This window comes from Delftia sp. PE138, assembly GCF_018320755.1.
GTDB lineage: Bacteria > Pseudomonadota > Gammaproteobacteria > Burkholderiales > Burkholderiaceae_C > Comamonas > Comamonas tsuruhatensis.
This window is the reverse complement of sequence record NZ_JABEPN010000001.1, coordinates 275,618-301,573: the sequence shown is the minus strand read 5'-3', so window position 1 is coordinate 301,573 and position 25,956 is coordinate 275,618. Positions and strand designations below refer to the sequence as shown.

The 25,956-nt window shown below is 68.2% G+C and carries 17 protein-coding genes; 8 read left to right on the top strand and 9 right to left on the bottom strand.

The window, feature by feature from the left end; all coding sequences use genetic code 11:
- The 3 genes from HFGMBDPB_RS01315 (at position 1) to HFGMBDPB_RS01305 (ending at position 3,057) form a co-directional block, all read left to right on the top strand.
- Entirely contained in the window at positions 1-462 is a 462-nt protein-coding gene (locus HFGMBDPB_RS01315; protein WP_016448753.1) for a MarR family winged helix-turn-helix transcriptional regulator, read from the top strand.
- The gene (locus HFGMBDPB_RS01310) at positions 459-2,444 is read left to right on the top strand and encodes an FUSC family protein (RefSeq protein WP_212644762.1); all 1,986 of its coding nucleotides are present in this window, start codon (positions 459-461) and stop codon (positions 2,442-2,444) included. Before HFGMBDPB_RS01315 ends, HFGMBDPB_RS01310 begins: the two co-directional genes overlap by 4 nt.
- Before the next feature lie 91 nt (positions 2,445-2,535).
- Positions 2,536-3,057 carry a GNAT family N-acetyltransferase gene (locus tag HFGMBDPB_RS01305; protein WP_212644761.1) on the top strand — a complete coding sequence of 174 codons (522 nt, stop codon included), beginning with the start codon at positions 2,536-2,538 and terminating at the stop codon, positions 3,055-3,057.
- 44 nt (positions 3,058-3,101) lie between these two features.
- Here HFGMBDPB_RS01305 and HFGMBDPB_RS01300 read toward each other — a convergent pair whose 3' ends face one another.
- On the bottom strand, positions 3,102-4,544 hold the full coding sequence (locus tag HFGMBDPB_RS01300; RefSeq protein WP_016448756.1) for an NAD-dependent succinate-semialdehyde dehydrogenase: 1,443 nt from the start codon (positions 4,542-4,544) through the stop codon (positions 3,102-3,104).
- 203 nt (positions 4,545-4,747) lie between these two features.
- On the opposite strand from HFGMBDPB_RS01300, the gene HFGMBDPB_RS01295 reads away from it, so the two are divergent.
- Complete coding sequence (locus HFGMBDPB_RS01295; protein WP_047218883.1) at positions 4,748-6,661, top strand: trypsin-like peptidase domain-containing protein; 1,914 nt, start codon at positions 4,748-4,750, stop codon at positions 6,659-6,661.
- Positions 6,662-6,742: 81 nt separating this feature from the next.
- Here the strand turns inward: HFGMBDPB_RS01295 and HFGMBDPB_RS01290 are convergent, their stop codons facing one another.
- From HFGMBDPB_RS01290 to HFGMBDPB_RS01275, 4 genes are all read right to left on the bottom strand, one after another.
- Positions 6,743-9,577 (bottom strand): Hsp70 family protein, encoded by a 2,835-nt coding sequence (locus tag HFGMBDPB_RS01290; protein WP_212644760.1) that lies wholly within the window; start codon positions 9,575-9,577, stop codon positions 6,743-6,745.
- Between the two features lie 150 nt (positions 9,578-9,727).
- Complete coding sequence (locus HFGMBDPB_RS01285; RefSeq protein WP_212644759.1) at positions 9,728-11,575, bottom strand: ATP-dependent nuclease; 1,848 nt, start codon at positions 11,573-11,575, stop codon at positions 9,728-9,730.
- Positions 11,576-11,736: 161 nt separating this feature from the next.
- Entirely contained in the window at positions 11,737-13,611 is a 1,875-nt protein-coding gene (locus tag HFGMBDPB_RS01280) for an Hsp70 family protein (protein WP_212644758.1), read from the bottom strand.
- Between the two features lie 2 nt (positions 13,612-13,613).
- On the bottom strand, positions 13,614-14,297 hold the full coding sequence (locus tag HFGMBDPB_RS01275; RefSeq protein WP_034397107.1) for a DUF2760 domain-containing protein: 684 nt from the start codon (positions 14,295-14,297) through the stop codon (positions 13,614-13,616).
- A 196-nt stretch (positions 14,298-14,493) separates the two neighbouring features.
- On the opposite strand from HFGMBDPB_RS01275, the gene HFGMBDPB_RS01270 reads away from it, so the two are divergent.
- The 3 genes from HFGMBDPB_RS01270 to HFGMBDPB_RS01260 all read left to right on the top strand — a co-directional run bounded on the left by HFGMBDPB_RS01270 (position 14,494) and on the right by HFGMBDPB_RS01260 (position 16,476).
- Positions 14,494-14,643 carry a hypothetical protein gene (locus tag HFGMBDPB_RS01270; RefSeq protein ID WP_164474686.1) on the top strand — a complete coding sequence of 50 codons (150 nt, stop codon included), beginning with the start codon at positions 14,494-14,496 and terminating at the stop codon, positions 14,641-14,643.
- 152 nt (positions 14,644-14,795) lie between these two features.
- Positions 14,796-15,671, top strand: a complete 876-nt coding sequence (locus HFGMBDPB_RS01265; RefSeq protein ID WP_026062924.1) for a hypothetical protein — start codon at positions 14,796-14,798, stop codon at positions 15,669-15,671.
- A gap of 100 nt (positions 15,672-15,771) precedes the next feature.
- A complete protein-coding gene (locus tag HFGMBDPB_RS01260) occupies positions 15,772-16,476 on the top strand; it encodes a riboflavin synthase (protein ID WP_012207520.1) in 705 nt (234 codons plus the stop codon).
- A 13-nt stretch (positions 16,477-16,489) separates the two neighbouring features.
- Here the strand turns inward: HFGMBDPB_RS01260 and HFGMBDPB_RS01255 are convergent, their stop codons facing one another.
- Positions 16,490-19,009: a heavy metal translocating P-type ATPase gene (locus tag HFGMBDPB_RS01255; protein WP_212644757.1), complete on the bottom strand. Its 2,520-nt coding sequence runs from the start codon at positions 19,007-19,009 to the stop codon at positions 16,490-16,492.
- A gap of 148 nt (positions 19,010-19,157) precedes the next feature.
- Here HFGMBDPB_RS01255 and HFGMBDPB_RS01250 point away from each other — a divergent pair, with 148 nt between their 5' ends.
- Positions 19,158-21,068: a bifunctional metallophosphatase/5'-nucleotidase gene (locus HFGMBDPB_RS01250; protein ID WP_212644756.1), complete on the top strand. Its 1,911-nt coding sequence runs from the start codon at positions 19,158-19,160 to the stop codon at positions 21,066-21,068.
- 760 nt (positions 21,069-21,828) lie between these two features.
- Here HFGMBDPB_RS01250 and HFGMBDPB_RS01245 read toward each other — a convergent pair.
- The 3 genes from HFGMBDPB_RS01245 to HFGMBDPB_RS01235 are packed head-to-tail and all read right to left on the bottom strand — an operon-like array spanning position 21,829 to position 25,942.
- The gene (locus HFGMBDPB_RS01245) at positions 21,829-23,556 is read right to left on the bottom strand and encodes an acetyl/propionyl/methylcrotonyl-CoA carboxylase subunit alpha (RefSeq protein ID WP_212644755.1); all 1,728 of its coding nucleotides are present in this window, start codon (positions 23,554-23,556) and stop codon (positions 21,829-21,831) included.
- Between the two features lie 10 nt (positions 23,557-23,566).
- A complete protein-coding gene (locus tag HFGMBDPB_RS01240; protein ID WP_212644754.1) occupies positions 23,567-25,174 on the bottom strand; it encodes a 5-oxoprolinase subunit B/C family protein in 1,608 nt (535 codons plus the stop codon).
- Positions 25,175-25,183: 9 nt separating this feature from the next.
- A complete protein-coding gene (locus HFGMBDPB_RS01235; RefSeq protein WP_034397115.1) occupies positions 25,184-25,942 on the bottom strand; it encodes a LamB/YcsF family protein in 759 nt (252 codons plus the stop codon).
- Positions 25,943-25,956: the final 14 nt, after the last annotated feature.

The window sequence follows — 25,956 nt, the reverse complement described above, 5'->3', positions numbered from 1 at the left end:
ATGTCCTTTGCCTCTGCCCCTCCCCGCGCCCGTCTCGGCTTTCTCATGGTCACCCTGGTACGCCAGTGGCGCCGCCAGGTCGAGGAACAACTGCTGGCCGACGGCCTGACCGACGCCACCTGGGCGCCGCTGATCCACCTGCGCGCCTGGGGCGATGGCGTAACGCAAAAGGAACTGGCCGAGCGTGTGGGCCTGGACGGCTCCAGCCTGGTGCGCCTGCTCGACATTCTGGAAGGCCACGGATGGGTGGAGCGCCGCGCCGACCCCGGTGACCGGCGCAGCAAGCGCATCTTCCTGACCGATGAAGGCAACGGCGCCGTGGACCGCGTGCGCGCCACCATGCTGCAGGCCGAGCTGGCCATGCTGCAGGACCTGGACGATGCCGAGGTCGAGGCCATGCTGGCCGGCATGGCCAAGATCCAGGCGCGCATGGGCGCGCTGCGCACGGAAGGCGCGCCATGAGCGCCCTCCACGATGCCTATGGCCGCCTGCTGCAGGCCTCGGTCCGCTGGGGCTTCGACCCCGTGCGCCTGCGCCAGCATCTGCGCACGGCCTTTGCCGCCTGCCTGGCCTTGCTGGCCGCCTGGCAGCTGGGGCTGGAGCATCCGCAGTGGGCCGCCATGGCCACCTGGGCCGCATCCCAGCCGCTGCGCGGGCAACTGGTCGAGAAAAGCTTTTTCCGGGTCGCAGGCACCGTGGCCGGCACGGCCGTGGGCGTGGGCCTGGTGCTGCTGGCCCAGGGCAATCTGCTGTGGCTGGTGCTGGGCCTGGCCGTCTGGCTGGGCCTGTGTGCGGGCGTGGGCAATCTGCAGCGCAGCTTCGTGGCCTACGGCACCATGCTGGCCGGCTATTCGGCGGCCATGGTCGCGCTGCTGGACTTCGCCCATCCCGAGCAGGTCTTCGCCCTGGGCTGGGACCGGCTGTTCACCGCGCTGACCGGCGTGTTCGCAGCCTTGCTCGTGGGCTGGCTGTTCACGCCCAAGGGCAGCGGCATTCCCGGCAATGCCGAGGTACGCCAGCTGTTTGCCCGGCTGTTGCGCGATCTGGCCGACAGCCTGCAGGCGCGCGGCCGTTCGTCACTGGGCTCGCAGGAGATCGCCGCCCGCCTGCTGGCCATGGCGGTGATCGAGGAGGGGCTGGACCCGCACGCCGCAGGATCGCAGCGCTCGCGCGAGGCCGTGCACGCGCTGCGCCGGCTCATGAATGCCCAGATCTCGGCCCTGCTGTGGCTGCGCGATGCACCGTCGCAGGAGCCGCCTGCGGCCTTTGGCGAGGCGCAGGCCCTGGCCGCCGCGCAGGCGCTGCGCGAAGCCGCCGTGGCGCTGGAGACGCGCGTGCAGTTGCACGAGGCCGCGGCGGCCCTGGTACGCGCACGCGAGGCCGCTGTGGCCTGGCCCGGCGCAGCCGACATGCTGGCCCCGATGGGCTTTGCGCTGCAGGCCCACCTGGCCGCCACCCATGACGTGGCCCTGCCGCCCGGCCACCGCGCCCGCCAATGGCCCGTGGTGCTGCACAGCGATTGGCTGGGCGCGCGCCGCGCCATGCTGCGTGCCAGCGCGGCCATCGCCATCGTGGGCCTGCTGTGGGTGGTGACGGGCTGGAGCGGCGGTGCCTACATGCTGCTGGGCATGTCCATCATGCTGACCGTGTTCTCGGGCTTCGAGAACCCGTCGGCCACCATGCGCCATGTGACCCTGGGCCAGGCCATGGGCGTGCTGGTGGCCCTGGCCTGCCAGTGGCTGGTCTGGCCGTTCGCCAGCAGCCAGGCGGGCCTGGTGTGGCTGATGCTGCCCTTCGTCTACGTGGGCGCACTGCTGTTCTCGCACCAGCGCACCGCGCTCTCGGGCTATGACTGCAACATGGTGCTGCTGCTCCTGCTGCAGCCCCACTACCCGCAGACGGCCAGCTTCGGCCATGCGCTGGCCCTGGGGCTGGCGGTGGTGTCCGGGCCGCTGGCCGGCTGGGCTGCCTACCGATTCATCCTGCCGGTCACCCTGCAGGGACGGCTGCAGGGCCTGCGCTCCATGATGGTCCACGAGCTGCAGGACATGGCCGCCACGCCGGGCCATGCGCGCGATGGCCGCATCTGGCGCGCCCGCCTGTACCACCGGCTGCTGCGCCTGGTGCGCATGTCGGAGCAGGCTGGAGGGCAGCTGGGCGCGCAGGCGGCCGAGTGCGGCCTGGCCGCGCTGCATGTGGGCCGCGCCATCCAGGCGCTGCACCAGCTGTCCGAGGAAGCCGCGCTTGGCGACGGCACGGCCCGCGCCGTGCTCGCCGCGCTGCTGCGCCTGCAGCGGCTGCAGCAGGCGCCCGGCCAGTGCCCGCCGCTTTTGCGCGCGCTGGCGCAGCGCGTGGCCGAACGCCACCCCGACCAGGCCCGCCAGCTGCGCCATGCCGCGCATGAGATCGCGCAGCACGAAGCCTTCTTCCGCAACGCCGGCTGAAGCACGGACCCATGCCAGAATGAACGGCTAAGGTCGGCCCAGGCCGGCAGCGCCCCACGCTCTCTGTCCCCCTGTTGCGAGGAAAGCATCCATGTCGTGGAGCGACACCACCATCACCTCACAGCGTCTGGCGCTGCGCCCCTTCACTGCCGCCGATGCCGATGAGGCCTTTGCCTGCATCACGCCCACGTTGACGCGCTACCTGTCGTTCGAGCCGCCATCGGCGCCTGCCGATTTCGAGGCGGTCTGGCGCGGATGGCTGCGGGAGATCGCGGCCGGCACGGACTTCAACTTCACGCTGCGCGAGCGCACGTCAGGCCGATTCACCGGCCTGCTGGGCCTGCACCGCGCGCGCGATGCCGAGCCCGAACTCGGCATCTGGATACGCGAGGACGCGCATGGCCAGGGCCATGGCCGCGAGGCCGTTGCCGCCCTGGCCGCCTGGGCCGCGGAAACCTTCGCCCCGCAGTCCTTCAGCTACCCGGTGGCCGAGGCCAACACGGCCAGCCGGCGCATCGCCGAAGGATTGGGCGGAGTCGTCGTGGAGCAGCAGCAGCGGCCCAAGTACGCGGCCGTCATCTACCGCATTCCCGCGCGCAAGCCGCACCCATGAAAAACGGCCCCCTCAGGGGCCGTTCATCGTTCAGCCGGCCATGATCACACGGCGGCAATGGACACGGCCTTGGAGACCAGGTAGGCCTCCAGCGCCTCGGGGCCGCCTTCGGAGCCGTAGCCCGAGTCCTTGATGCCGCCGAACGGCATCTCGGCCGAGGCCACGGCCGGCTGGTTGATCCACAGCATGCCGGCCTCGACCTGCTGCGCCAGCTGGTGAGCGGTCTTGATGGAGCGCGTGAACGCATAGGCGGCCAGGCCATAGGACAGGCGGTTGGCCTCGGCGATGGCATCGCCCAGATCGTCGAAGCCGCGGATGGCAGCCACGGGGCCGAAAGGCTCCTGGTTGAAGATCTCGGCGCTCAGCGGCACATCGCCCAGCACCGTGGGTGCAAAGTAGTTGCCCTTGTCGCCCAGGGAGCCGCCGCCCGTGAGCAGCTTGGCGCCCTGCTTTTGCGCGTCCTCGATGAAATGGGCCAGTGCGGTGACGCGGCGCGGATTGGCCAGCGGGCCCATCTGCGTGCCCTGCACCAGGCCATCGCCGACCTTGAGGCCTTCGGCATGCGCCACCATGGCGCGTGTGAACTCCTCGCGCACGCTGTTGTGCACCAGAAAGCGCGTGGGCGAGATACAGACCTGGCCTGCATTGCGGAACTTGGCCGCACCCGCCGCCTTGACGGCCAGCGCCACGTCGGCATCCTCGGCCACGATGACCGGCGCGTGGCCGCCCAGCTCCATGGTCGAGCGCTTCATGTGCTGGCCGGCCAGCGCCGCCAGCTGCTTGCCCACGGGCGTGGAACCCGTGAACGTGACCTTGCGGATCACGGGATGGGCGATCAGGTAGGAGGAAATCTGGGCCGGATCGCCGAACACCAGGCCCACCACCCCGGCCGGCACGCCGGCATCGACAAAGCACTTGAACAGGGCGGCAGGCGCGGCCGGCGTTTCCTCGGGCGCCTTGCACAGGAAGGAGCAGCCCGTGGCCAGCGCCGCGCCGATCTTGCGCACGATCTGGTTGACGGGGAAGTTCCAGGGCGTGAAGGCGGCCACGGGACCCACGGGCTCCTTGATCACCAGCTGCTGCACCTCGGGACGGCGCGAGGGCACGATGCGGCCGTACACGCGCAGCGCCTCGTCGGCAAACCATTCGATGATGCCCACGCCGGCCAGGATCTCGCCCTTGGCCTCGGCCAGCGGCTTGCCCTGCTCCTGCGTCAGCAGGGCGGCGATCTCGTCGGCCCGGTCCTTGAGCAGGGCTGCGGCACGGCGCATGGCGGCTCCGCGCTCATGGGCGGAGACCTTGCGCCAGGTCTCGAAGCCGCGCTGAGCGGCGGCCAGCGCACGGTCCAGGTCGGCCACGTCGGCATGGGCCACATGGCCGATGACCTCGCCGCTGGCCGGATTGCGCACGGGAATCTTCCTGCCGCTGGCGGCGTCCTGCCATTGGCCGTCGATCAGGAGTTGGGTGTCGGAGTAGGAGTGGCTCATGCTGGATCAGATCCTTGGTAGATGACAGGGGGCAGATGTGTGGGGCAGGCACGGCGCTCGCAGTGTCCGCTCCCGGCTGCCGCTGCAGCGCAGCGACCATTCTAGGAAGCGCCGGACGGCCCTGCCGTCACCGGGCTGTCACGCACACAACACCTAAAATGCCCGGGTTTCGCAATATCCACCAATCCGTTGAGAGGGAGCTCATGACCGATCTTTTCGACACCACTGCGCGCAGGGGCTTGCGCAGCGTCGCGCTGGCGCTCGCCCTGGCCGGCAGCCTGGGGCTGGCATGGGGGCAGGAATCTGCCTACCCCGCCATGAGCGTGGACCACCATGTCCAGCCTCTGAACTCCCCTCGGGAATTTCTGGCATCTCGCAGCTTGGCCGCCCCTTCCGAGGTCACACCACTGCGCGTGGAACTGGGCGCATGGAAGGAGTACCACGCCGCATCGGCCCCGCAGGACGGCGCCATGCAGGTGGGCGCGCAGCGACTGAGCACACAGACGGCCACGACCGACGCGCTGGCCTCGCAGTTGCAATGGCACTCCACGGCCTCGGGCGGCCTGGTGGCCGCTGTCAGCCTGCGTTCGGAAGGCGCCTACGGCATCCGCATGGGCGTCGAGATGCAGCAACTGCCAGGCAGTGCGCTGCTGCGCGTCTATGCGCGTGACCATCGTGCGGGCGCCTACGAGATCGCCGGCCAGCGCGTGCTGCAGGGTCTGCAGGCCAATCTGGAGGCGGGAGACAAAACCACCGATGGTCGCACCTGGTGGACGCCGGACACCGGCGGTGACGAGGTGACGCTGGAGATCGAACTGCCACCCGGCATTCCCGCCGACGCGCTGCGCATCGCCATCCCGCGCGTGATGCATATCCACGAGAACCTTTCGCTTCCGCTGGAAAGCGAAATGCAGTTCTCGGCCCAGCTCAACGAGTCCCTGTCCTGCAATCTGGACTCCACCTGCTACGACAACTACAGCACACAACGCAATGCCGTAGCACGCATGCTCTATGTGAAGAACGGTGCGGGCTATTTGTGCACGGGTACGCTGCTCAATGACAAGGCCGCTTCCGGCACGCCTTACTTCATTACGGCCAACCATTGCATCAGCAGCCAGACAGTGGCTTCCACCCTGGAAACCTCCTGGTTCTATCGCACGCCCTCCTGCAACAGTCGCACGTTGTCATCCGCAAACAGGGTGCTGCGAAACGGTGCCACCTTGCTCTATGCGACGGCGGACTACGATTCCACACTGCTGCGCCTCAACGATGCGCCCCCAGCCGGTGCGGTGTTTGCAGGCTGGACCAGCCAGACAGTGGCTGGTGGCACCAGCATGGTGGGCATCCACCATCCCCGAGGCGATCTGCAGAAAATCAGTTTCGGCACAGTCTCCAGATCAGTCTCATGCGAGCCTTCCAGCGAAGGGATGATGAAATGCGCCAATGTCAGCGGTGGCTTCAACCTGGTGAACTGGGATCAAGGGCTGACGCAAGGAGGCAGCAGCGGCTCGGGCATGTTCGTGGAAGGACGTTTGGCCGGGGTCCTCTATGGCGGCGACGACCAGACTTGCCCTGCCTCTGGCGGCATGTCCATCTATGGACGCTTCGATCTGCTGTTTCCCAATGTTCAGAAATGGCTTGCAGCAGACCCGATTACCGGCACCTCCCAGACACGTACCCCCGTCTATCGCTTCTTCAATCGGGTCACCGGTGCGCATTTCTATACAGCCAATGCACAAGAGCGCGATCAGGTGATTGCAACCTATCCGGCCTTCCAGTATGAAAACGTGGCCTTCTATGCATCCACCCAAATGCAACAAGGGCTGGATCCCGTATTCCGCTTCTTCAATAGAAATACAAGCGCGCATTTCTTCACCATCGACGCCTTCGAGCGCAACCAGGTGAAGATCTACTATCCCGGCTTCATCGATGAAGGCATCGCCTGGTATGCCGCCACAACTGCAGTCAATGGAACAGTTCCCATATTCCGCTTCTTCAACGAGCAGACTGGTGCGCACTTCTACACCATCAACATTGCAGAGCGGGATCAGGTGATCACCAAGTATCCCTTCTTCAAATATGAGGGTGTGGGCTACTACGTCTGGAAAACCCAGTAAGCACGCGCACTGCACCTGCTGCAGTGCCTCCCCAAAAAGAAGGCCCCGCACTGCGGGGCCTTCTTTTTGGAGCAACAGCCCTCACCCCACCAGCACCAGCCCCGGCGGCAGGCTATCCCCAAAGCTGCGCTTCGCATCCTGGGCGTCCATCTGCTGGACCTGTTCCACCAGGTCGATCCAGCGCTGCGGTGCACCGGCGCCGCGCAACCGCTCCAGCACCAGGGCGCGCTGGGCATCGGACAGGTCCAGCGCACGGTCGCCCGTCATGCGGGCCATCTGCACGGCGGCGAACATGGCGGTTTCATTGCGGCGCCAGTCCTGGGCCAGGGTGGCGTCCAGGAACTCCTGCGCAGCCTCGGGCGGCATGACGCGGTGGGCGTTGGCGGCCAGCGGCATGCGCGCGGCCAGCCGGCCTATGGCCCACCAGGTCTGCACGGATTCACCGGGGTGCTTAAGCCGCTGCAGCATCCACTGGCCCATTTCCTGGCGGTACTGCCAGGGCACGGCCTCCATGGCGGCGAACAGGCGCAGCATGTCGTCGTAGCTGCCATGGGCGGACTTGCCCTGGCTGCGCTGCGTGGACTGCTGCACGGCCTTTTGCATGTGGCCGGCAACCTCTTCCAGCAGCTCCATCTGCCGGGCCTCGTCCAGGCCCGCGGCCACGCGGCGCCAGAAGACCCACCATTCGGTGCGGTTGGCCGCCTCGCCGCCATGGCCCAGGCCCTGGCCATGCAGTTGCCAGACCTGCTGCATGCGCCAGCCGTCCAGCTCGGCGCCCACGCCGGGGCGCAGGCACCAGCCTGCCAGGTTCAGCCAGACGCGCTCGTGCTCGGCCGTGCGGCGGCGGCGCCTGGCGCGGGCCAGCAGGGCGTCGAACAGTGCGCGCAGCAGCGGCAGGTCCCAGTCCTCGCGCGGGCCCAGCCGTCGCTCCAGCGACTGGCGCAGCTGGCGAACCTCCTTGGCCGTCACCTTCTGGGCCTGGCTGCCGAAGATGCGCTCGATCAGGGTCACGGCGTCCGCCAGCCGGCCCTGCCGGGCAGAACGATCGCCGGTGTCCTGCGAATCTGCGGCCAGCGCACCGCGCACGCTGAACGGCAGCAACCACTGGCGCTGCGCATCGTCGGCGGCCACGCAGCGCACCTCCAGCGTGCCGACCTCGGTCATGCAGGCCTGCAGTTGCACTTCGACCTGGGCCTTGTCCCGGCCCTGGGGCGCGGGCAGCACGGTGGACAGGGCGGGCAGCTCGACCCAGCCCTCGCCGTCGAGCGCCGCGATGCGGCCGGCCTGCGCAGGCGCCGCCGCCAGGCTGTTGGCCACCAGCGAAAAGCGCACGGCCTGGCCCAGGCGCAACGCAAAGCGCCGGCCGGAGAGCACGATGCGCACGCCCTCCTCCGTGCCGCGCGGCAGCAGGCAGATGCCCTGTGGTGCGGCACCCGCCTTCTCGGGCAGGACCAGCCAGTAGCTGCGCGGCGAGCCACCGCCGATGCGCGGTACCGGGGCGGGCACAGTCCGGGCATCTTCCGATTCCGGCAGATCCTCAGACGGACGGCTCTGGACATGCATGGCCAGGCCATGCGCCGCTGCGCCGCGTGCAACGGCCCAGTCGGGATGCGGGTTGTGCAGCAGGCGCAGCGGCTGGCCGCGCCAGGCCTGCAGCTGCGCCACCAGCCGCTGGGCCAGCGCATGGGCGTGGAAGACGCCGCCATTGAGCAGAACCGCATCGGGCAACTCCCCAGCCGCGTGCTGCGCGAGAAACTGCGCCAGGTGCCGTGTGATCGCCGCATCGGCAGGATAGGGCAGCCCCAGGCCGCGCAAAGCGCCCTGGCGCCGGGTGGGCAGATCCTGCAGGCCGGCCAGCGGCATGAAGCCTTCGACCACGGCCTCGCGCACCTCGTCGCGGCGCAGCGTGGCCGTGCGCGTCTGCGCCAGCAGCTTCGATCCGCCGCCCAGCAGGGTCACGGCCACGGACTCGGGCGCATCGTCGGCCAGCAACTGTTCCTTGGCCATGCGGCAGCGCTGCACCAGTTGGGCGAAGCGTGCGGCGGGCAGGCGCTCGCCGGGCGGGGCGAACTGCGGCTCCAGCCGATGGGCCAGCGCCAGGTCCATGTTGTCGCCGCCCAGCATCAGGTGCTCGCCCACGGCCGTGCGTGTCAGCACGGGCAGGCCTCCAGCTTCAGCGGGCTGCACGCGGATCAGGGTCAGGTCGGTGGTGCCGCCGCCCACATCCACCACCAGCACCAGGCGGCAGTGCGCCAGCTCGGCCGCCAGGCGTTCGCCCTGCAGCACCAGCCAGTCGTGGAAGGCGGCCTTGGGTTCTTCCAGCAATTGCACCGCAGGCAGACCGGCCAGCCGCGCGGCCTCCAGCGTCAGTGCGCGCGCGCCTTCGTCGAATGAGGCCGGCACGGTCAGCACGACCAGCTGGTCCCTCAGCGGCGCGCCGGGGTGCGTGCGGTCCCAGGCCTGCCGGACATGGTCCAGGTAACTGGCCGAGGCCTGCAGCGGCGACAGCCGGGCCACCTCTTCGGGCGCGCCCCAGGGCAGGATGGCCGCCGTGCGGTCCACGCCCGCGTGCGACAGCCAGCTCTTGGCACTGGCCACCAGGCGCGACGGCACGGCCGCGCCCAGATCACGCGCCCAGCGGCCATTGACGGCGGGCGCTTGCGCATCGGCGCCCAGTGCCGCCCAGGGCTGCTGCCAGGCATCGCCCAGCTCGCCGGGCGCCGCCTGGTAGCGCGCCGAGGGCAGCAGCACCTGGGCGGCGACCTCGCCGGCCGAGACACGCTGCGCCACGGGCAGCAAGGCGATGTCGGCCGCCGTGCCGCCCACGGGCACATGCGCCACCACGGTGTGGCTGGTGCCCAGGTCGATGCCCACGATGTGGGCGGCGTCGGGAGCGAGGGCGGCGGTATCAGGCATTCAAACTGCCTTTTTGAAAACGGAAGAGCGTCCGTACGATCCTGCGCAGTCCTGAATCAATGCTGCACCATCGCGTCTGACTCGCCAGCCTTCTGCACGATAGAGTGCCTCCAGACACAAGCCAAATGCAAGGAAATGGTGGGACCGTCATCACCCTTGCGACTCAGTGGGCAAAACATGCTCCGAATCAGGCACGTTTACTTGCTCACCATGCCGTTGGGCCCTACGGAACAGTTCCTCCAAGAGATCTAGTTTCGCGCGCACCTCAGTCTCTGCTGCTGCTGACAATTCAGCGAGGGGAACCAGCCGATGAAGCTCTCCCTTGGTCAGCAGCATTGCGCCGCCTAGGCGTCGTGCGAGTTGCCGGAAAAATGTCTCTGCCAACGTACTGAGCTTGCGGCGCTCGGTTTTTGCCTCCCATAAGAGCCGTGCGGCCTCAGGTGGAAACTGCTGCCATGCGTCATAGTCTGTCTTATTGCCATCAAAGATTAACTCTGTGACCAATGCCCTTAGAACATCGTGCACAGCAGTCTGCGCATCCTGCGAAAACAAATCGTCGGACGGGTACTGATGCAGCGCATAGCGCCGCAAAAGATCCGGTGTCAGGAAATAGTTCTCGGTTTCGTAACGTCTCCAGTACCGGATCTTCAGTGCTCCTTCATCTCGGTCCTGTCGACTATGCCCGTCGTTGTCAAGGATGGCCAATCCTTGCAGGCCGGAAAGCAGTCCTTTCAGCCCCTTGAAGTGATCCCGGGGCGTTACGCTAAAACCACCTTCCACCCGCTCCAACTCCGCATCCATGTCTTGTTGCGGATAGTTGTTCTGAACATAAAAAGTATTGATCCTTTCATCCCATATGGATGCCACCGGATGCCGGATGTGCTCGGCAAGAGCCCTGAGCATGTCCACATCCGTTCCCCCTTCAACGTAAAGGACGTAACCACGCTCGCGAGCCTTGACGTAGTGCTCCGCGCCGAAGTGCTTAAGGGCATTGCGAATATCCAGCTTGCCCGCCAAATCATCTGTACGTCCTTCCAATAATAGCGTCAGATTGGTGTCCAGTGCTTCATCCAAAATTACTTCAGAGTGGGTTACCAGCACCACCTGTGAACCGTTCTCGCTAGCGATGTCCCTTAGCAATACATATACCTGCTTCTGGCGTAATATTTCCAGATGAGCATCGGGTTCATCCACAAGCAATACGCTGCGCTTGTGCGAATAAAGATAAGCAAACACCAATAACATTTGCTGCATACCACGCCCAGCAGAAGAAATATCCAATGCCTCTTTGACCCCAGGCTGCCGATAGGCCAACATAATACTTCCGCGTGTAGTCTCTTTAGGCGCACTCAGTTCCACATTAAAAAGTCTGCGCATGAGACCAGCAATTCGAGTCCAATCATCCGTCGATGATTTGACTACTGCCAGACAAAGATTACGTAGTACATCTGCTGTGCGCCCCTGCCCTAGCAACACATCCACGCGGCCTGGTTGCAATATGGGCTCCTCTGTGTCCAGCCCCGACATGGGATAAAGCAACTCCACCTTCAAGCTTGCTGCGTAAGCTAGCAAATCAAGATTAGCCATCACGGACTCATCCGGTGAGCAATATACGAGTTCGTCACCCTGATTGCGAAAGCGCATTGTCAGTGCATGCACTTTTCCTTGAAACTCCACGCCCACAGTGATGAGGAGAGGGATATCTTTGCTGCCTTTGCGCACCTGCGCATTGTTCCAAAAAAACCGCGTGCGTTGTACCGGTACAGCTACGATATTGAGCCGGTTGATAGATGTTGCAGTACGTTCCTTCGCAGTGGAATCGCGACGGGCCTCATACCAAGTCTGTACAGCCTGCGCCCACAAAGCCAAAGCCTGAATCGCACTAGTCTTGCCGCAATTATTGGGGCCAATGAGTACCGCAGGGTGATCCAGCTTTATGTGCTGACGTTCGCCGAAGCGCTTGAAGTTCTGGATTTCAAGGTAGTGCAACAAGCGCATTTTTCAGGCCTAAGTTTCAATAAAAGCATGGTCATGCCGAGAGACGCTCGGCACGGACCGCGTTGCAGCAAATAGTGGCATCAAGTCGGGCCGCACCTGCCTCTCACTACTTAATAGGATTCGGCATCCCATCAAGCTCCAGCCACGCAGCTGTCTCAAGTTTACGAGTCCTGCAGGGTGTCGGCCCGCACGTCGAACTCCACCTTCCAGCGTTCTTCGCCACCCACGGGCACGGCGTTGAGTTCCAGCGTGCCGATGTCGGTCACGCGCGCATGCAGGGTGACGGGCACGATCTCGCCGGGCGCACGGCCTTCGGCGGGCAGGTGGGCCTCGATCTCCTGCAGCTCGACCAGTTCCTCGGGTCCCCAGAAGTCCAGCACGGTGCCGACCTGGTCGGCGCGGCGCACGGAGGAGCCGAAAAAGCGCAGGCGCACGGGCTCGCCCACGACCAGGCCGAATTCCTGGGTGTCCAGCGCCACCTCGGTGCCCTCTTCCATGCCGAAGGGCGCCAGGCACAGGGCCGAGATGGGCGGCTCCATGCCGGGGATGGCGGGCATGTTGCTTTCCACGCCCACGTAATAGCTCTGCGCCGTGCCGCCACGGATGCGCACGCCACGGCCCGCAGCCGCCACATGGCCGAAGTAGGCGGCGCCGCGCGCCACGGCCAGGTCGAGGTTGGCGCCGTCCAGCAGGCGCGCGGGTTGCGCGCCTTCGCCGGCCAGCCAGCCGTTGACGACTTCCAGGATGCGCTGCTCGATCTGCGGCGCCTTGAGCACGCCGCCGTTGAACAGGATGGCCGAGGGATGCAGGAAGGACGCGCCCTCGGGCTGCGTGCCCTTGAGGCCTTCGATCTGCTCGGTGGCGCCGGCCTGGCGCGAGAGGAAGGCCGCCAGGTGGCGCGTGACGGCTGCGTCCTGCGCATAGGGCAGGCCCAGCTGGGTCAGCGCGGCGCGCGCGCGGGTCTGGGGCTTGTCGGAGACGGCTGCGCGCGGGAAGAAGCCTTCCACCAGCATCTGCAGCACCTCGTCACGCGTGACCTCGGTGCGGATGCTGCCGCCAATGAGCTTGCTGCCCCGGCTGGGCACGACCACGGGCACGGACTGCAGCGTGGCATCGGCCAGCAGTTGCTCCTTGGCCTGGCGGCAGCCATGGGCCAGGGCACGGGTCTGCCAGGCGTCGAGCTGCTTGCCCTCCTGGGCCAGCTTGCGGGCCACGCCGTAGGCCAGGGCCAGGTCCATGTTGTCGCCGCCCAGCAGGATGTGCTCGCCCACGGCCACGCGCTGCAGCTCCAGGCCGCCGTCCTTTTCCAGCACGGCGATCAGCGACAGGTCGGTAGTGCCGCCGCCCACGTCCACGACGAGGATGATCTCGCCGCTTTGCACCTGCTTGCGCCACTGGCCGCCGCTGGCCTGGATCCAGCTGTACAGCGCAGCCTGGGGCTCCTCCAGCAGCGTGAGCTTCTGGAAGCCCGCGGCGCGGCAGGCCTCGGCCGTCAGCTCGCGCGCGGCCGGGTCGAACGATGCGGGAATGGTCACCGTCACATCCTGGGCATCGAACGGCGCCTCGGGATGGGCCTGTTCCCAGGCCCAGCGCAGGTGCGACAGGTAGCGGATGGAGGCGGTCAGCGGCGAGACGCGGTGCACCTCCTCGGGCGCATCGGCCGGCAGCAGGGGCGAGCGGCGGTCCACGCCCGGATGGCACAGCCAGCTCTTGGCGCTGGAGACCAGCCGGATCGGCGTGGCCGCGCCGCGCGATCGCGCGAACTCGCCCACCACGAAGTCCTGGCTGGCGCCCCAGGGCAGGGCCATGTCGGCCGCAGTCAGCTCGCTTTCATGCGGCAGGTAAAGGAAGGATGGCAGCAGCGGGCGTGCCTCCACGCTGGAGGGGCCGGTGAGCTGGGGAATGTCCAGCACGCCCTGCTCCACCTTCTCGCCATCGCTGGCCTGGCGGTCCACATAGGAGAGCGCGCAATGCGTGGTGCCCAGGTCGATGCCGATGCTGTAGCGCGCCTGGGAGGATTGACGGGACTGGTCCATGCTTACAGCTCCACCTCGGCCTGGGCCACGATGGCGGCGGCCTTGTGATCGGTGAGCTGGGGCAGGCGGACATCGTCCACGCGCCAGCCGCGGTGGCCCAGCGTGCCCGTGAACGGCGCCTGGCCGACCACGTTGCCCGTCAGGCGCACGGCGGCGGCATCAAAGCCTGCGGCCAGCGTGACGCGGCTGCCTTCGGCCTCGGCACGCACGGGAGCGATGCTGAAATGCTCGCGCAGCACCTTGCGGCAGCCTTCGTGCACCACGCGGGCGGCGGCGCCGATCTCGGCGTCGGCATAGCCGGCCACGTCTTCCTGCACGAAGTCCACGAAGCGCGCCTCGCGCTGCAGCAGGCCCAGCAGCTGCAGTGCGGCGGTGCCAGCGGGTGCGGCCGGCTCCACGATGGTCTTTTCGACGATCTTCTCGACCGGCACCTCGACACGCTTTTCAACCACTTTCTCGACCACCTTCTCGACAGGCACCTCGACGCGGACCTCGACGATCCGGTCCACGGGCACCTCCACGCGCACCTCCTTGGGTGCGGGCGGCGGCACGTCGGCGGCCAGCGGCTCGCCGTCGCGCAGGCGGGACACATCGGCGGCCAGGGGGCCGTTGCCGAGGATGGCGAAGAAACTGCCGATCGCGATGGCGATGCGGCTCAGGAACGAGGGGGGAGTCTTGGAATTCATGGGCTTCTCTTGGCGAGAGGACCCTGCCGGGCCGATCGCCGCGCAGCAGGGCAACCGGGCGCCGATGGTCCTCCACCGGGCGCCCGCAGGGTCCGTGATGTTACCCAAAGCAACGAAGCCCCGTCCTGTACACGCCCCCATGCCCCCGTGCGCAAATGGCCTGGCGGCATAATCGCGGCTGCTAATCCCCCTGTCCATGGCCCCTACACGCCTTTTCCGCCACGCCCCGACCCGCTGCACCGCCTTGCGCGCGCAGCGGCCGCAGCGCGTGCACGGCGTGCCCACGGCCTTCATCAGCCTGTGCGGCTTCACGGCCCTGCTTTCCGCCGCCGTGCGGAAAGCCTGAGGTCCAACCCCAGCTTCCCGCACGGCCCCCGCAGCGAATCCGCATGCAAACGCATGCCAGGAGCTGCCGGCCCACGCCCGCATCGCCCTGGCCTGCACGCCTTTCAGGCTGCGCCGCCGCATGGCACAGCCGCTGTGACCCAGGAGCTGACGATGGACATGGAACTCTCCCAAAACTTTCTGCGCGCCAAAAGCCCTTGCGCGGCGGGCTTTCGCTGGTTCGTGCGCAACCGCCATGACGGCAACGACTACCAGCGCGTGCTCGACGCCCTGGTGGGCGATGGCCGCGTCGAGGACGCGCGCTGGCTCATGAACCAGTTCGGCCCCACCGATGCCGTGCTGGAGGTCGATCACCTGGAGGCCGATGCCCTGGTGTTCTCGGGCAGCGTCGTCGTGCATGGCGAGCTGCGCGTGCCCGGCCTGCTGGCCGTGGGCCGCACGCTGCAGGCCGGCGCCGGCATCCACGCGGGCCGCATCGAGGCCGGCCAGGACCTGCACAGCGGCGGCGCCATCTTCTGCAGCGGCCCGCTGCAGGCCGGCGGCCTGGTCAAGGCCGCCTGGAGCGTGGACGTGCACGAGGAACTGCGCGCCGAGGACGTGCGCGCCGGCTGGGAGCTGCGCTGCGGCGCCGACCTGCGCCTGGGCGGAGGGGCCCAGGCCGGCCAGGACATCGAGGTGCAGGGCGCCATCCGCTGCGGCAAGGGCCTGCGCGCGGGCGGCAGCATCCGCGCCAGCGGCCTGATCGAGCTGGGCCACGGCCTGTACGCTGGCGCCGACGTGGAAGGCGGCAGCCACATCGAGGTGGACTGGGGCATGCGCGCGCTGGGCGACATCCGTGCGGCCTGCAGCATCCGCGCGGGCGAGACCCTGCATGCCGAAGGCGAGATCGCGGCCGGCCCCGGCTACGGCATCTATGCGGGCATGAACGTGCAGCAGGATGCCTGGCCGTCCTGTGCCTGGGTGCATGCGGCGCAGCGGCCGCCCGCCCTCCTCAGCGGCTGGTGGGAAGAGGCCGCGGCACCGGCCTGATGCCCGCAGGGACACGCCGGCCTGCGCCCCCGCAGCGCAGCGCCGCGATGCAAAATACCCGCTTCGCCGCCGACCGGGCGGCTCCAAGGAATCCCACATCGTGTTCACCGGCATCATCCAGGCCGTGGCAAGCATTGCCGCGCTGCGCGACCAGAACGGCCTGCGCACCTTCACCCTCGACTTTCCCGAAGGCTTCTGCCAGGACCTGGCCATCGGCGCCAGCGTCTCCACCGACGGCGTGTGCCTGACGGTGACGGAGATCCTCTCGCCCACGCGCGCCACCTTCGACGTGATGCTGCAAAGCCTGAACATCACCACGCTGGGCGGCTATGCCGTGGGCGGGCGCGTCAATGTGGAGCGCGCGGCAAAGGACGGCGCCGAGATCGGCGGCCATCCGCTGTCGGGCCACGTGGACTTCACCTCGCCCGTGCTGGAAGTGGCCTCCAGCGACACCAACCACCGCATCCGCTTCGGCATTCCCGAGGGCTTTCGCCACTACGTGTTCGCCAAGGGCTACATCGCCATCAACGGCGCCAGCCTCACGGTGTCCGAGGTGGACCGCCAGGCCGGCTGGTTCGAGGTCTGGCTGATCCCCGAGACGCGCCGCATGACCGTGTTCGAGTCCAAGGGCGTGGGCGACCTGCTCAATGTGGAGATCGACCGCAGCACCCAGGTCGTGGTGGACACGGTGCGCGAGACCGTGCAGCAAAGCCTGGGCCGCCTGCAGCCCGTGCTAGAAGCCCTGCTCAAGGAAAAAGGCCTGAGCCTGGACGACTTCATAGACGTCCCCAAGCTGCCCGGCTGACTGCCTTCGTCGTTCAACGCCCCGCCGCCAGCGGCGGACTGAAACGCCGCAGGCGCAGCGCGTTGCTGAGCACGAAGACGCTGGACAGCGCCATGGCCCCGGCCGCGAACACGGGCGACAGCAGCGTGCCGTTGACGGGGTACAGCAGGCCAGCGGCCACGGGGATCAGGGCCACGTTGTAGGCAAAGGCCCAGAACAGGTTCTGGCGGATGTTGGCCATGGTGGCCTTGGACAGCGCAATCGCATTGGGCACGCCGCCCAGGTCGCCCGACATCAGCACCACGTCGGCCGCCTCGATGGCGATGTCCGTGCCCGTGCCGATGGCCAGGCCCACATCGGCCTCGGCCAGGGCCGGCGCGTCGTTGATGCCGTCGCCCACATAGGCCAGCGTGCCGTGTTCGGCCTTCAGGCGCTTGACGGCATCGACCTTGCCGCCGGGCAGCACCTCGGCCACCACCTCGTCGATGCCCAGCTGGCGCGCAATGGCCTCGGCCGTGCGGCGGTTGTCTCCGGTGATCATGGCCACCTTCAGGCCCAAGGCGTGCAGCGCGGCAATGGCGGCCGGCGTGCTGTCCTTGATGGGATCGGCCACGGCGATCATGGCTGCCAGGCGACCGTCCACCGCGGCATACAGCGGCGTCTTGCCTTCGTCGCCCAGGCGCGCGGCCCCGTCTGCCAGCGTGTCCACCTGCAGGCCCAATTCGCGCATGAAGCGGTCGGCACCGATCTCCACGCGCACGCCGTCCACCTGGGCGCGCACGCCAAAGCCTGTCACCGATTCAAAGCGATCCACGGCGCCCAGCGGCAGATCCTCGGCCTTGGCAGCATCCACGATGGCGCGCGCAATCGGGTGCTCGGAGCGGTCCTCCACGGCCGCCACCAGCGCCAGCACGCGGCTGCGCTCGCCCTCGAAGCCCGGGGCCAGCACCAGGTCGGTCAGCTCGGGGCGGCCGCGCGTCAGCGTGCCGGTCTTGTCCACGGCCACCACGCGGGCGTCTTTCAAGGTCTGCAGCGCCTCGCCCTTGCGCAGCAGCACGCCCATCTGCGCGGCCCGGCCCGTGCCCACCATGATGGAAGTGGGCGTGGCCAGGCCCATGGCGCAGGGGCAGGCGATGATGAGCACGGCCACGGCATTGACCAGCGCAAAGCTCAGTGCGGGCGACGGCCCCCAGGCCAGCCAGGCGCCGAAGGTCAGCAGGGCCACGGCCATCACGGCCGGCACGAACCACATGGTGACCTGGTCCACCAGCGCCTGTATGGGCAGCTTGGAGCCCTGGGCCTGCTCGACCATGCGGATGATCTGCGCCAGCAGCGTGTCCGCGCCCACCTTGGTGGCGCGAAAGGCCAGCGCGCCGTTCTGGTTCACCGTGCCGCCGACCAGTTCGGCACCCGGGGTTTTCTCGACCGGCACGGGCTCGCCGCTGATCATGGATTCATCGACGAAGCTGCTGCCCTCGATGACCTCGCCATCGACGGGAATGCGCTCGCCGGGCCGCACCTCGATGGTGTCGCCCGCACGCACGGCGGCGATGTCCACCTCCTGCACGGCGCCATCCCGGCGCACGCGCGCCGTCTTGGCCTGCAGGCGCACCAGGCGGCGGATGGCTTCGGAGGTATTGCCCTTGGCGCGCGCCTCCATGAAGCGGCCCAGCAGGATCAGCGCCACGATCACGGCCGCCGCCTCGTAATACACATTCACCGTGCCGGCCGGCAGCCACTGCGGCACGAAGGTGGCCACCAGCGAATAGGCAAACGCCGCCGAAGTGCCCACGGCCACCAGCGAATTCATGTCGGGCGCGCCGCGCAGCAGCGCGGGAATGCCCTTCTGGAAAAAACGCAGGCCCGGCCCGAACAGCACGATGGCCGACAGCACGCACTGCAGATACCAGCTGTTCTGGGTGCCGATGGCCTGCCCCACCCAGTGGTGGAAGGCCGGCACCATGTGGCCGCCCATCTCCTGCACGAACACCGGCAGCGCGAACACCGTGGCCACGATCAGCGAGCGTTTGAGCGAGGCCCGCTCGCGCGCCTGGCGCTGCTCCGTGCCGTCTTCGGCCGGCGACTGCGCTGCGCCGCCTTCACTGGCCGGGTTCGCGCTGGCGCCCAGCGGACGCGCCTCGTACCCGGCCTTGTGCACAGCTGCCACAAGGGCCGCCACATCTGCGCTGCCAGCCAGCGTCACCACTGCACGTTCGGTGGCCAGGTTCACGCTGGCCGATTGCACGCCCTCCACCTTTTTCAGCGCCCGCTCCACGCGGCCCACGCAGGAGGCGCAGGTCATGCCCTCCACTTCCAGTTCCACGCTGGACTGGGGCACCTCGTAGCCGGCCTTCTCGATGGCGGAAATGGCGGCGGGCAGATCGGCCGCGCCCTCGAAGCGGATGCTGGCCTTTTCGGTGGCCAGGTTGACCACGGCTTCCTGCACGCCCGGCAGCTTCTTGAGCGCGCGCTCCACACGCCCCACGCAGGAGGCGCAGGTCATGCCCTGAACGGGCAGGTCTATGGCCATGCCGGCCTTGGTCGATGCATTCATTGCCTGACTCCTTTGTTCTCGCATGCAGGCACTTTAGAGATTGCCACCATGTCAAGGTCAAGCCCCCTGCAGGGCGCTTTCATCGCCATGTCATCTGCCTTGCCCAGCATCGGCGGCCGTGACAAACCGATACAGAGAGAACCCGTTCATGTCCTTGACCTCCCATCGCCCCGCCCTGCGCCCGCTGGCCGTGGCCCTGGCTGCCTCCGCCCTGATCGCCGGTTGCGGCGGCTCCGGCAACGACACGCCCGCAGGCCAGCCGCTGGAGCTGCGCATTCTGCACATCAACGATCACCACTCCACGCTGGAGTCCAAGAGCAAGACCCTGCAGCTGGACGCCGGCACGGGCAAGGCCGAAGCCGTGTCCGTGGACGCCGCAGGCTTTGCGCGCGTGACCCAGGCCATCGAGGAGCTGGCCGCGCAGTCGCCCAACGTGCTCAAGCTGCACGCCGGCGACGCGCTCACCGGCACGCTGTACTTCAACCGCGCAGGCGCCGACGGCGAGGCCGATGCCGCCCTCATGAACACCGTCTGCTTTGACGCCTTCACGCTGGGCAACCACGAGTTCGACAAGGGCGACAGCGGCCTCAAGTCCTTCCTGGACCGCCTGCGCGCCGGCACCTGCAAGACGCCCGTGCTCAGCGCCAACGTGCGCTTTGGCACCAACTCGGCCCTGAACGCGGCCAAGGCTCCGGGCTATGTGAACCCCTCCACCGTGGTGGAGCGCGGCGGCCAGAAGATCGGCATCGTCGGCCTGACCATTGCGGGCAAGACCAAGGCATCGTCCAGCCCCGATACCGACACCACCTTCGAGGATGAGGCCACGGCGGCCCAGCGCGAAATCGACGCGCTGCGCGCCAAGGGCATCAACAAGATCATCGTCATGAGCCATGTGGGCTATGAGTACGACCGCCAGATCGTGCCCAAGCTCAGCGGCGTGGACGTGGTCGTGGGCGGCGACTCGCACACCCTGCTCGGCCCCGACGTGCTCAACACCACCGGCGTGGGCACGCCCGGCGGCGCCTACCCCACGCGCCTGGCCGACAGGGACGGCAGCCCCGTCTGCGTGGTCCAGGCCTGGGAGTACGCCCAGGTCGTCGGCGACCTCAAGGTCCAGTTCGACGCCGACGGCCGCGTCACCCAGTGCACGGGCACGCCCCATGTGCTGATCGGCGACAGCTTCACCATCGCCGGCAAGGCCGCCACCGATGCGCAAAAGACCGCCCTCAAGGCCAGCGCCGCCGCCACCGGCGTGCTGCGCGTGACCACGCCCTCAGCCAAGGCCACCGCCGCGCTGCAGCCCTTCAAGGACAAGGTCGCCCAGTTCAACCTCAAGCAGGTCGCCACCGTGCCCCGGGAACTGTGCTCGCGCCGCGTGCCCGGCGGCGTCGGCACCATGAACTACAGCCAGTCCAGCGCCGCCTGCAATGCCGAAGGCAGCGTGAGCGTGCGCGGCGGCGACATCCAGCAGCTCGTGGCCCAGGCCTACCTGGAAGAAGCCAACCGCCACTACGGCGGCGCCGACATCACCCTGCAAAGCGGCGGCGGCGTGCGCATCCCGCTGCTGGGCCAGGTCACGGCCGCCCAGGTCATCCAGGTCCTGCCCTTCGGCAACAAGCTGTTCCGCCTCGACATCACCGGCACGGAAGTCAAGGGCATGCTCGAGGACGGCCTGCAGGCCGTCTACGGCCCCAGCGGCACGACCGGCCCCTACCCCTACACGGGCGGCCTGCGCTTTGACGTGAATGCGGCAGCGGCAGCCGGCCAGCGCGTGTCGGGCATCGAGGTGTATGACAACGCGAGCAAGACGTGGAAGCCGCTGGATACCGCGCGCACATACAAGCTGTTCGTGCTGAGCTTCAATGCCACGGGTGGCGATGGCTACAAGACGCTGGCGGCCGTGCCTGATGCGCGCCGTCTGGACATTGGCGTGCTCGATTCCGATGTGTTCTTCAACTACATCGAGAGGCAGCCGGTGGATGCGGTGTCTGGTCTGCCGCTGCTGTCGCGGCTGCCGGCGGATCTGTACAGCACGCGTAGTTTTCAGGGTGGGCGCTGAGTCTTCCTGATGGGTCCAGGGATCTGTTTTGTTCCCTGCCGGGGGGTTGTTTTTCGAGGCCGGGTCTCGGCCCGGCGGCCGACCTACCTTCTTTTGCTTCGCCAAAAGAAGGTAGGCCAAGAAAAGGCGACCCGGATGTCCGCGACCCCTTCGCTTCGCTGCGGGGCAACCTGCGTCGTGGCGGTTGCGGGGTTCGCTGCGGAACTCGCTGCGTTCACTGCGTGAACTCCGCTCAGACAACCGCAGCGAGTCAGATCACGAAGCAGTCCTGTCCTTCGGCAGGACTGCAACCCCGCAACCACCACGCCGCAGGCGCGGACATACGGGGAGTTTGCCCGGGCCGTCGCTTCGCTCGGCCTCTATGAGAAAACAGCCGAGCGCAGCGGTGGCGCGTCGGCTGTTTGCATTTCTGGCCTTTGGCATTTTGCTGTTGGCTGTTCCCCAGCCTCCCCCCTTCTGCCCACGCCTGCGTTGGGCGGGATGCGGGGTGGCAGCCCTGCCGAAGGACAGGGCTGCTTCGTTGTCTAGCTCGCCGTGATGTTTGAGTGAAGCGCGCAGCGCGCAACGAGTTTCACGGCGCACCCCGCATCCCGCCCAACGCAGGTCGCCCCGTAGCGAAGCGAAGGGGTCGTGGGCAGTTTGGGGCGCGCTTCTTTGCCTACTTTCTTATCGCGCGACAAGAAAGCGGGTCGGCCGCCGGGCCGAAACCCGGCTCCTGCCGCCAGAGGCACAACAGAATCAAAAACAGGTCAACCAGAAATCAGCCAATCCGAGCAATCACAGCCCCCAGCACCTGCGCCTTCCCCGCCTCAGCCACCAAAGCCACCACCCCACTGCGATGCGCAGTCACCTGCATCTCCATCTTCATGGCCTCCATGACGGCAATCACATCGCCCTCCTGAACGGTATCGCCATCGGCCACCTTCCACGCATGCAGATTGCCTGCAATGGGTGAGGTGACGGCAGCGGGGTCCACGGCAGATTCGGCAGCCGGCGCGGCAGACACACCGCCGCCAGCCGATGCCAGCCCCTGCAGCAGCACCGCAGGCAGGCCCAGCGACACCCGTCGCCCGTCGATCTCGACCGCGCAGCGCACCAGGCTGGCGTCGGGCAGCGGCTCGGCGCGCACGGCGGCGGCCAGGGGTTCGGCGAAGTCGGATTCGATCCAGCGCGTGTGGACCTTGAAGCCGTCGTTGCCCACGAAGTCGGCGTGGCCGATGACGGCGCGGTGGAAGGGCAGGACGGAGGACAGGCCTTCGATGCGGAACTCGGCCAGGGCGCGGCGTGCGCGGGCCAGGGCCTGTTCACGGGTGGCGCCGCTGACGATGAGCTTGGCCATCAGCGAGTCGAAGCTGCCGGGCACGACCGAGCCGGTCTGCACGCCCGTGTCCAGGCGCACGCCGGGGCCCGAGGGCGGGTCGAACCGCACCACGGGGCCGGGCGTGGGCAGGAAGCCGCGGCCCACGTCTTCGGCGTTGATGCGGAATTCGATGGAGTGGCCCAGCGGCGCCGGGGTTTCGGTGATGGACAGGGGCAGGCCGTCGGCCACGCGCAGCTGCTCGATCACCAGGTCCACGCCCGTGGTCTGCTCGGTCACGGGGTGCTCGACCTGCAGGCGCGTGTTGACTTCGAGGAAGGAGATGGCGCCCGTCTGGCTCAACAGGAATTCCACCGTGCCCGCGCTGACGTAGCCGGCCGCCGCGCAGATGTCGCGTGCGGAGCTGTGGATGCGGGCGCGCTGATCGTCGCTGAGGAAGGGCGCCGGGGCCTCTTCCACCAGTTTCTGGTTGCGCCGCTGCAGCGAGCAGTCGCGCGTGCCCAGCACGACCACGTTGCCGTGGGTGTCGGCCAGCACCTGGGCCTCGATGTGGCGGGGGCGGTCCAGGAATTGCTCGACAAAGCATTCGCCGCGGCCGAAGGCGGTGACGGCCTCGCGCACGGCCGAGTGAAAGAGTTCCTCCACCTCGTCCATGCGCCACGCGATCTTCATGCCGCGCCCGCCGCCGCCGAAGGCGGCCTTGATGATGATGGGCAGGCCGTGCTGCTGGGCAAAGGCCAGCACTTCGCCGGCATCCTTGACGGGGTCGGGCGTGCCGGCCACCAGGGGAGCGCCGACCTGCAGGGCGATCTTGCGCGCCTCGACCTTGTCGCCCAGCTTGGCGATGGTCTCGGGCGTGGGGCCGATCCAGCGCAGGCCCGCATCCAGCACGGCGCGCGCGAAGGCTTCGCTTTCGGACAGGAATCCGTAGCCGGGGTGCACGGCGTCGGCGCCGCTCTTGTGCGCGATGGCGATGAGCTTGGCAATGTTCAGGTAGGTGTCGGCCGGGCGCTCGCCGTCCAGGCCATAGGCCTCGTCGGCCATGCGCACGTGCAGGGCGTCGATGTCGGCATCGGCGTAGACGGCCACGGATTTCACGCCGTAGTCGGCGCAGGCGCGGGCGATGCGGACGGCGATCTCGCCACGGTTGGCAATCAGGACTTTTTTCATCGCAATACCTTCAATTGTTCTGCAGGCGCTGGGCGCCTTGCGCGCCGGGGGAATATTCCTCGAAGGCGCGGATGGGGTTGAAGCGGATCCAGGCGCCCACGGGAATCTGGCCGGCCAGATCCAGGTGGTGCGGCGCCACGCAGCCGATGACGGGATAGCCGCCCGTCAGCGGATGGTCGGCCAGGAACAGCACGGGCTGGCCGCTGGGAGGCACCTGGATGGCGCCCAGCGGCGTGCCTTCGCTGGGCAGCTCGCCGGCCACGGCGCGCGCCAGGGGCTGCTCGCCCGCCACGCGCAGGCCCACGCGGTTCGATTGCGGCGTGACCTGCCAGCGCTGCGCGGCCAGCAGGGCCACGGCCTCGGGCGTGAACCAGTCGGTGCGCGGGCCCAGCTCCACGTCCAGCACCACGTCCTGCCCGGCGATGGGCAGGGACTCGGGCGGCAGCTCGGGTGCGGACACGGCCGTGCGGTCCGCAGCCCGCACGGGCAGGATCTGGCCCACGGCCAGGGCGGCTGGGCCGACATTCGCCAGGATGTCGGTGCAGGCGCTGCCCAGCACGGGCGTGACGGCAAAGCCGCCGCGCACGGCCACATAGCAGCGCGCGCCGGCCACGGGCTGGGCAATGGTCAGCAGGTCGCCATCGGCCAGGGCCACGGCCTGGTAGCGCGGCACGCTCCAGCGCTGGCCGGACCCGGTGGTCACGGTCAGGGGCGCATCGGCGCCCGTGACGGCCACCACGGTCTCGCCCCGGCTTTGCAGCGACAGGCCACCGCCCACGGTCTCCAGCACGGCCAGGTCGCTGGCATTGCCGACCAGGCGGTTGGCGGCCTTGAAGGCTGCCTGGTCCATGGCGCCCGAGGCCGAGACGCCCTGCCCGGCCTGGCCCAGGCGGCCCCGGTCCTGGAACAGCGTCATCAGGCCCGTGGCCTTGACGCGCAGCGCGTTGCCTTCATGCGGCGCGGCCTGCGCCACGGCGGGCGCGGGCGCCTCATCCACCTGGGCCATGCCGGCCGCATCGACAAAGCGCACGCGGTAGCCGGGCTGCAGCAGCGCGGGCAGCTGGCGCGCCAGGTCCCACATGCGGGCCGAGGTGCGGCCTATCAGTTGCCAGCCGCCCGGGCTGGCCTGGGGATAGACGGCACTGAACGTGCCGCCCAGCGCCACCGAGCCGGCCGGCACGCGCGTGCGCGGCGTGGTGCGGCGCGGCACGTTGAAGATCGGATCGCCCCCGCTGAGGTAGGCGAAGCCGGGCGCGAAGCCCGTGAAGGCCACGGCGTACTCGCTGCCCGTGTGGCGGCGCACGACTTCCTCGGGCGTGAGGCCCAGCAGCTGCGCCACGTCGGCCAGGTCCTCGCCGTCGTAGTGCACGGGAATCTCGACCAGCACATTGCTGCGCTCGGCCCGCTGGCCCAGGTCGCGCGCGGCAATGCGGCGCACCAGCTCGGCCACGCCCAGCCTGGCGGGAGCGAACTGCACGAGCACGGTGCGCGCGGCCGGCACCAGCTCCTGCACGCCATCGATGGGCTCGCGCTGCAGCGAGCCCAGCAGGGCCAGGGTTTCATCGAGATCGGCCAGCTCCACCATCAGGGCCTGCCGGTTGACGGGTAGAAAACGCATGGTGTGCCCTCAGCCCACGAAGGAGGAAATGCGCACGCCCTCCTGCTCGAAACGTTCGCGCAGGTGGCGTGCAATGGCCACGGCACCGGGGCTGTCGCCGTGCACGCAGATGGAGTCGGCGGCAATGCGCACCAGGCTGCCATCGACGGCCTCGACCACGCCGTCGCGCACCAGGGACAGCATGCGCGCGGCGATCTGGTCCACATCGTGCAGCACGGCGCCCGGATCGCGGCGCGAGACCAGGGTGCCCTCGGGCGTGTAGCCGCGGTCGGCAAAGGCCTCGGCCACCACGGTCAGGCCCGCATCGCGCGCCCAGTCGATCAGCGGCGAGCCGGCCAGCGCCACCAGCACCAGGCTGGGGTCGATGGCGCGCATGGCGGTGATCACGTCGGTGGCCTGGCGCCTGTCGTGGGCAATGGTGTTGTAGAGCGCGCCGTGCGGCTTGACGTAGCGCACCTCGGTGCCGGCCACGCGGGCCAGGCCCTGCAGCGCACCGATCTGGTAGATGACGCCGGCCACCAGGTCGGCGCTGGCCACGTCCATGTTGCGCCGGCCGAAGCCGACCAGGTCGGGATAGGACACATGGGCGCCGACGATGGCGCCGCGCGCGCGGGCGGCCTTGAGCGTCTCCAGGATGCCTGCCGGGTCGCCGGCATGGAATCCGCAGGCCACGTTGGCGCTGCTGACGATATCGAGCATGGCGGCATCGTCGCCCATGCGCCATCCGCCCAGGCTCTCGCCAAGATCACTGTTCAGGTCAATTTTCATCGTTCTCTCCTCAC

What these genes read in the sequence shown, in the direction of transcription:
- HFGMBDPB_RS01290 (WP_212644760.1), bottom strand. Translation starts at nt 9,577, where the DNA reads ATGCCTGATACCGCCGCCCTCGCTCCCGACGCCGCCCACATCGTGGGC.
- HFGMBDPB_RS01270 (WP_164474686.1), top strand. Translation starts at nt 14,494, where the DNA reads ATGGCCCCTACACGCCTTTTCCGCCACGCCCCGACCCGCTGCACCGCC.
- HFGMBDPB_RS01250 (WP_212644756.1), top strand. Translation starts at nt 19,158, where the DNA reads ATGTCCTTGACCTCCCATCGCCCCGCCCTGCGCCCGCTGGCCGTGGCC.
- HFGMBDPB_RS01255 (WP_212644757.1), bottom strand. Translation starts at nt 19,009, where the DNA reads ATGAATGCATCGACCAAGGCCGGCATGGCCATAGACCTGCCCGTTCAG.
- HFGMBDPB_RS01245 (WP_212644755.1), bottom strand. Translation starts at nt 23,556, where the DNA reads ATGAAAAAAGTCCTGATTGCCAACCGTGGCGAGATCGCCGTCCGCATC.
- HFGMBDPB_RS01315 (WP_016448753.1), top strand. Translation starts at nt 1, where the DNA reads ATGTCCTTTGCCTCTGCCCCTCCCCGCGCCCGTCTCGGCTTTCTCATG.
- HFGMBDPB_RS01275 (WP_034397107.1), bottom strand. Translation starts at nt 14,297, where the DNA reads ATGAATTCCAAGACTCCCCCCTCGTTCCTGAGCCGCATCGCCATCGCG.
- HFGMBDPB_RS01235 (WP_034397115.1), bottom strand. Translation starts at nt 25,942, where the DNA reads ATGAAAATTGACCTGAACAGTGATCTTGGCGAGAGCCTGGGCGGATGG.
- HFGMBDPB_RS01305 (WP_212644761.1), top strand. Translation starts at nt 2,536, where the DNA reads ATGTCGTGGAGCGACACCACCATCACCTCACAGCGTCTGGCGCTGCGC.
- HFGMBDPB_RS01240 (WP_212644754.1), bottom strand. Translation starts at nt 25,174, where the DNA reads ATGCGTTTTCTACCCGTCAACCGGCAGGCCCTGATGGTGGAGCTGGCC.
- HFGMBDPB_RS01310 (WP_212644762.1), top strand. Translation starts at nt 459, where the DNA reads ATGAGCGCCCTCCACGATGCCTATGGCCGCCTGCTGCAGGCCTCGGTC.
- HFGMBDPB_RS01285 (WP_212644759.1), bottom strand. Translation starts at nt 11,575, where the DNA reads ATGCGCTTGTTGCACTACCTTGAAATCCAGAACTTCAAGCGCTTCGGC.
- HFGMBDPB_RS01265 (WP_026062924.1), top strand. Translation starts at nt 14,796, where the DNA reads ATGGACATGGAACTCTCCCAAAACTTTCTGCGCGCCAAAAGCCCTTGC.
- HFGMBDPB_RS01280 (WP_212644758.1), bottom strand. Translation starts at nt 13,611, where the DNA reads ATGGACCAGTCCCGTCAATCCTCCCAGGCGCGCTACAGCATCGGCATC.
- HFGMBDPB_RS01295 (WP_047218883.1), top strand. Translation starts at nt 4,748, where the DNA reads ATGACCGATCTTTTCGACACCACTGCGCGCAGGGGCTTGCGCAGCGTC.
- HFGMBDPB_RS01300 (WP_016448756.1), bottom strand. Translation starts at nt 4,544, where the DNA reads ATGAGCCACTCCTACTCCGACACCCAACTCCTGATCGACGGCCAATGG.